Genomic DNA, 4,120 nt, shown 5'->3' with positions numbered 1-4,120 from the left:
TTCCAGTTCTGTATTCCAAAGTGAACGATCGGCAAGCATTGGAATCAAATAACTTTCAATATGTCGCATCTCGGCACGTTGCAATACATGTGCACCAGGCTTGTCGCAGATAAGGGCTACAACTTCTGCACCTTCACTGCTGAAATCTGCATCGAAGATTGATTGTGCAAGTGAGCCAGAACCAGAGGCAAGAATGACGATGCGCTTCATCGCTGATTTCTTGCGGCGATAAAGGTTGTAAAGGCCGCACCAATTGCGATTTCAAGAATTGCAGTCAATCCAAACTTCCAAATAGAGACACCAAAAGCGCCCATTTCATCCGTCATCAAAGAGCCGCTGGAGAGGTAGGCAGTAAGAACAATGAAAACTGTTAGGAATATTGCAGTTTGAAGTAAGAGTTGAATTCCGGATTCGAGTGTCCAATAAGCAAGCAATGCACCGATTGCTACAAAGAAGAGGGCGGATGCAATCAATAGCGGGTGGCGGTGTGTGGGAAGAATCCCCAGGAGGGGAAATACCGGCAACTGATCAGAGTGAAGCCACCATGGTGAAATCAAAGTCCCCGCACCAACTGCAAAGCCCGAGCCTGCAACGTATGAAGCAAGCGCAATTGCCGCATTAGGAAGATAGAGAAGATTAAGGAGCAAGAGGAGCGCTCCCCCGAAAATTCCTGGCTGAAGTGCAACGGAAAGAGTCTTCACTTGATCGAAGTTTAAGAAAATCAAAATGCCTACAACCAGCAGCGCACTGCCCACAACTACAGCCATGATACGAGTCGCAATGATGACTGGGGTTGAGATTGGCAATCGCGGACCACAGGTAAGAGTTGCAATAAGAGAGATAAAGAATGCAAATAACGGAGCTAGGTACCACTGTGGCTTCACTGTTGGTGATGTTGTCAGGTATGCAAGAGCGGTCACGATGATTGTGTAGAAGATTGCGTAAATAGTGCGCACGCCATTGATATCGTGAAAATCTCCTTGCAAACGATCAAGTGCGCGATTAAAGGTTGAACGTATCGCCAAGAAAGGCAGTGCGATTGCTCCCCAGGGAAGATAGGAGAAATAGCCTGGAATTCCGGTAGGCGGCAGGGCTAATGAAAATGGGATGTGGTGTGCGCCAAGCCAGATCCAAGCCGCTCCGCGAATGGGATCGGTGGTTGTTCCTGTTGCGCTTCCCGCAGTCGCCCATGCAACTAGCGCTATAAATGCAAACGGGAGCAGCACAAGTGCTGCTCCACGTATTGCGTGTGACAACGAGACCGAGAGGACGCGTTGCATCGTTGAATTAACGTCCGAGAATCTCGCGCATCAAGCGCGCTGTCTCGCTAGGGGTTTGTCCAACCTTTACGCCAGCTGCTTCAAGAGCATCCTTCTTAGCCTGAGCTGTACCTGAAGAGCCAGAGACAATCGCGCCAGCGTGGCCCATTGTCTTTCCTTCAGGTGCAGTAAAGCCTGCGACGTAACCGACAACCGGCTTCTTCACATACTCTGCGATAAATGCAGCCGCACGCTCTTCGGCATCTCCGCCGATTTCACCAATCATCACGATTGCTTCTGTCTCAGGATCATCTTGGAATGCGCGAAGGCAATCAATATGAGTTGTTCCGATAACTGGGTCCCCACCGATTCCAACAGCTGTTGAGAATCCGATATCGCGGAGTTCGTACATCATCTGATAAGTAAGTGTTCCTGACTTTGAAACGAGTCCAATCGGACCCTTCTTTGTGATGTCAGCAGGAATGATTCCGACGTTTGACTGCTCTGGGCTGATGAGTCCTGGGCAGTTAGGTCCGATGATCTGTGTTGTTCCAGACTTCAATGAATATGCATAGAAGTATGCAGAGTCATGAACTGGAATTCCTTCAGTGATAACAACAACCAAAGGCATCTTGGCATCGATTGCATCGATAACTGCCGCCTTTGCAAACTTAGGCGGAACGAAGACCACAGAGACATTTGCACCTGTTGCAGCCATTGCCTCGGCTACTGTGTTGAAGACTGGCAGCGATGTGCCGTCGATATCGACGACTTGTCCGCCCTTGCCTGGTGTAACTCCACCGACAACTTTTGAACCAGATGCCAACATGCGACGAGTGTGCTTTGTTCCTTCCGAACCTGTCATGCCCTGAACGATGATCTTGCTGGAAGAGTTAATAAAGATTGACATTACTTTGCCGCCAATTCTGCAGCGCGTGATGCTGCTCCATCCATAGTCTCTGCCTGCTCAACCAGTGGGTGGTTTGCAGCGTTCAAAATTGCACGTCCTTCAAGGACATTGTTGCCATCAAGGCGAACAACGATTGGCTTAGTTGCCTTATCGCCCAAAAGCTCTAGCGCCTGAACGATTCCGTTTGCAACAGCATCGCATGCAGTGATTCCGCCGAAGACGTTCACGAAGACGCTCTTCACATCTGGGTCACCGAGAATGATGGAGAGTCCATCTGCCATTACCTGTGCTGAGGCTCCGCCTCCGATATCGAGGAAGTTTGCTGGGCGCATTCCACCGAACTTCTCACCAGCGTAGGCAACGACATCGAGCGTCGACATTACAAGTCCTGCACCGTTTCCGATGATTCCCACCTGACCGTTATCGAGCTTGACGTAGTTAAGACCCTTAGCCTTCGCTGCTTCTTCCAGTGCATTAGCAGTTGCTGTATCAACCAATGCTGTGTGATCTGGCTGACGGAAATCTGCATTCTCGTCGAGTGAGACCTTGCCATCGAGTGCAATGATGCGACCGTCTTCAGTCTTTACCAATGGATTAACTTCAACGAGAGTTGCATCCTCTGATTGGAATGTCTCCCACAACTTCACAAGAACATCAGCAACTTGATCAGCAACATCTGCCGGGAACTGTGCCTGAGTAATAATCTTTGTTGCGAGCGCCTTATCGATGCCATCGACTGCACTTACTGGAACCTTCGCAAGCTTTTCAGGAGTTGTATGTGCAACTTCTTCGATATCCATTCCACCCGCAACAGATGCCATGACAAGGAATGTGCGGTTGGAGCGATCGAGAAGAATAGACATGTAGTACTCATCAACAATCGGAGCCGCTTGGGCGATCATCACTTTGTGAACAGTGTGGCCCTTGATATCCATTCCGAGAATTGCTGATGCTTTTTCAAAGGTATCTGCGGCATCGACTGCAAGCTTTACTCCACCTGCCTTACCGCGTCCACCAACTTTGACCTGCGCCTTAACGACGACCTTTCCACCCATATCAGCTGCTGCATCACGAGCTGCTTCTGGTGTTGTTGCCACTGCACCCTTAAGAACTGGGACGGTGTGCTTTTCAAAGAGATCGCGGGCTTGATATTCGTAGAGATCCACTCATGGCTCCTAAACGCTTCGGGTAAAAGATACTGGGGCAATCCTAAACCCGCGTGAGTGCCGTCTTTTACAGCGGAGTCACTGGCGCGTAGCGCAGCAAGAGGCGTTTATCGCCATATGCGCCGAAGTTAATAGTCGCCTCCGATTTATCGCCGACTCCTGCAACGGCCACAACGGTGCCGAGGCCGAATGTGTCATGTGACACACGCTGGCCGATTTCAAGCACCATGGCAGATGAAACCTTGCCCGTGGCGCGCGGTGGTGGAGCTGTCGCAACTCGTGATTTTCGAACGGCGCTTGAAGATGTGTAAGAAGGTTTACCTTCGTTCTTCCACTCAATCAAAGTTGAAGGAATCTCATCGAGAAATCGTGATGCAGGGTTGTACTTCGGTGTTCCAAAAGTTAAACGGTACTCAGCACGTGAAATGTATAAACGCTTCTCTGCTCGCGTAAGACCAACATAGGCAAGACGACGTTCTTCTTCTATCTCTTTGGGGTCATCGAAAGTTCGAGCATGGGGGAATATGCCGTCTTCCATACCCGTGAGAAAGACTGTTGGAAATTCAAGTCCCTTTGCAGTGTGAAGTGTCATCAAAGTAACAACTCCCCCGTGGTCTTCGCCATCAGGAATTTCATCCGCATCAGCAACGAGAGAAACTTTCTCAAGAAAACCACCGAGTGAGATGACTTCATCTTCACCGAGCTCTTCAAAGTCACGTTCTTCATATTCGATGGATGCAGATACCAGTTCTTGTAAGTTCTCGACACGTACTTCATCTTGTGGG

5 protein-coding genes are annotated in these 4,120 nt (G+C 49.6%); all 5 read right to left on the bottom strand.

The window, feature by feature from the left end:
- The coding region (locus ACKOVI_RS03265; protein ID WP_509602601.1) for a formyltransferase family protein at positions 1-210 on the bottom strand (210 nt) is incomplete at its 3' end.
- Complete coding sequence (locus ACKOVI_RS03260) at positions 207-1,256, bottom strand: cell division protein PerM (protein WP_509602600.1); 1,050 nt, start codon at positions 1,254-1,256, stop codon at positions 207-209. The genes ACKOVI_RS03265 and ACKOVI_RS03260, both read right to left, overlap by 4 nt.
- A gap of 31 nt (positions 1,257-1,287) precedes the next feature.
- A complete protein-coding gene (sucD, locus tag ACKOVI_RS03255; RefSeq protein ID WP_509602599.1) occupies positions 1,288-2,169 on the bottom strand; it encodes a succinate--CoA ligase subunit alpha in 882 nt (293 codons plus the stop codon).
- On the bottom strand, positions 2,169-3,335 hold the full coding sequence (gene sucC, locus ACKOVI_RS03250; RefSeq protein WP_509602598.1) for an ADP-forming succinate--CoA ligase subunit beta: 1,167 nt from the start codon (positions 3,333-3,335) through the stop codon (positions 2,169-2,171). Before sucC ends, sucD begins: the two co-directional genes overlap by 1 nt.
- A 67-nt stretch (positions 3,336-3,402) precedes the next feature.
- A partial coding sequence (locus tag ACKOVI_RS03245; RefSeq protein ID WP_509602597.1) for a 3'-5' exonuclease occupies positions 3,403-4,120 on the bottom strand: 718 nt, incomplete at its 5' end.

This window comes from Candidatus Planktophila sp., assembly GCF_046070465.1.
Classification (GTDB): Bacteria; Actinomycetota; Actinomycetes; order Nanopelagicales; family Nanopelagicaceae; genus Planktophila.
The sequence above is the reverse complement of the archived record's forward strand: the minus strand, read 5'-3'. Positions and strand labels throughout refer to the sequence as shown.